Source organism: Vibrio sp. 2130-1 (assembly GCF_033339515.1).
Window position 1 is genome coordinate 1 of sequence record NZ_JAWOUT010000050.1, and the last position, 2,287, is coordinate 2,287.

Below are 2,287 nucleotides of genomic sequence, written 5' to 3' on the forward strand. Positions count from 1 at the left end.
TTCCTCCTTAGCTCAGTTGGTAGAGCGACGGACTGTTAATCCGCAGGTCGCTGGTTCGAGCCCAGCAGGAGGAGCCACTTTTAAAGCCGCATCACTTGATGTGGCTTTTTTGTATCTGCTTTATACGTCATTTCTCGCTTTCCCATTTATCTGCACTTCATTTCTAAACATCAGCAAACATTAAATCCTTTCTTCAAAAATACTTATTTCACGCTAAAAATTTAATCCTCATCGTAATTTCAATACGCATTAGTATCCGAGCACATTCATCTTCACTAAGATGCCCGAGTTCTTACATTTCTTCTTTTAGCTATGCCTTGCATAGTGATAACACTTTATTTGTGAGCTAAATATGAAACTAAAAACTCAAGCCTATTTATTATCTGCGATCATATTGCTAGCTCTCCTAGCTCTGACCGCAACGGGCTTATGGACTCTTCGCGTCGCAAGTAACCTTGATAACAAAGCTCGAGTTACTGAGCTATTTAAAAGTGCGTACAGCATACTTACCGAAGTAGAAAAGATGGCTATCGAAGGCAAAATGCCGGAAGACGAAGCGAAAGCATTAGCCACTCGCCTACTTCGTAACAATATCTACAAAGACAACGAATACGTTTATGTCGCAGATGAAAATATGATGTTCATCGCCGCACCACTAGACCCTCAACTGCACGGAACCAGCTTCCATGACTTTAAAGATGGCAGTGGTAATAGCGTAGGCCAACTCATTCTAGATGTATTGGGGCACAAAACAGGTCAGATCGTTGAATATACCTGGAGCCAAAAACAAGCAGATGCCAGCATTGAAGAAAAACACTCGATAGCAGAAAAAACACCACACTGGGGCTGGGTTGTCGGTACAGGTATTGGCTTTAATGAAGTTAACGCACGCTTTTGGTCGACAGCACAATGGCAGCTTGTGCTATGTCTGATTATCGCGGGAAGCATTCTAAGTGGCCTGATCATTTCGATTCGCAAAATGCTTAATCTACTTGGTGGAGAGCCTAACGACGTGCGTAAAGCAGTTCAAGCTGTCGCTCAAGGAGACATTCAGACCAGTTTTGATACTGTGGCACCGAGAGGAAGTATCTATCGTGCCGTGCAAGATATGAGTCAATCACTAGCTACTATGGTGACAAACCTAGAGAAGTCTATGCATGCACTGCGCGCAGAGTTGTCTGCCGTAGAAGCTCGATCAAATACGATTGCCGATCTTACCGTATCTCAGCAGCAATCAACGGCGATGATTGCCACTGCGATGACTGAAATGGCATCTTCAGCCAACCATGTTGCCAATTCAGCAAGCGACACCGCAAACAATACGGACGAGGCTGACAAACAAAGCCAACATACTCAGAAACTCATTCATAACACGGTTGAAAACATTCAAGGTTTAGCTTCTCAATTAAATACTGCGAGTAAAGCGGTCGCCGATCTAGATCAGGATGTAAATAATATTGTAAAAGTGCTCGATGTGATTGGTGATATTGCAGAGCAAACAAACCTGTTGGCACTCAATGCAGCCATTGAAGCAGCACGTGCTGGAGAACAAGGTCGAGGCTTCGCAGTCGTTGCTGATGAGGTACGCAACCTAGCAGGACGCACACAAGACAGTACAAAAGAGATTCAGTATATGATCTCCAATCTGCAAGAAGGCTCTCGCAATGCCATTCACACAATGGAAATATGTGCAGAAACCAGTGAAAGCACTGTTACAGAGTCTAAGAATCCTCTGAAGCTCTACAGCAAATTGTAACGGCGTTAGAATCTATCACCACAATGAGCCAGCAGATCGCTACTGCTGCCGCTGAGCAGACGCAGGTTAGCGATGATATTGCGCTACGCATAAACCTTATCGATGAAAGCGGAGGCCAACTCAACTCTGTCGTAACCGAGAGTCAATCAAGTACTCAAAGTTTAGCTTCACTAGCGAATGAGCTAGAAGGTTGGGTAAACAAGTTCTCAGTAAAGCACTAGTTTAAAGTCAATTGTTCAATAAAAAGCACGTTTTCAGACGTGCTTTTTTGTTTTTATCGCCTTTATTTTGCAAGTGAATACACTATCAATGTTAAAACATCGCTTAAAGCATGGCGCATTGCTGCTAAAAACGCATAAAAACAGCCCACTCCGAGCACAAATTCATCAAACGATATTTTATTTTAATTTTATTGTTGACCTGAAAGCCGAAAAGCCTTTTAATACACCTCGTCGCCCGGATAGCTCAGTCGGTAGAGCAGAGGATTGAAAATCCTCGTGTCGGTGGTTCGATTCCGCCTCCGGGCACCAC

2 tRNA genes and 1 pseudogene are annotated in these 2,287 nt (G+C 43.7%); all 3 read left to right on the plus strand.

The annotated features are described in order from the left end of the window. Window position 1: 1 nt before the first annotated feature. A tRNA-Asn gene (locus R7Q09_RS24105) sits at window positions 2-77 on the plus strand. Between the two features lie 275 nt (window positions 78-352). After that, window positions 353-1,977, plus strand: a pseudogene (locus tag R7Q09_RS24110) (methyl-accepting chemotaxis protein). 233 nt (window positions 1,978-2,210) lie between these two features. Beyond that, window positions 2,211-2,286 (plus strand) — tRNA-Phe (locus tag R7Q09_RS24115). Window position 2,287: the final 1 nt, after the last annotated feature.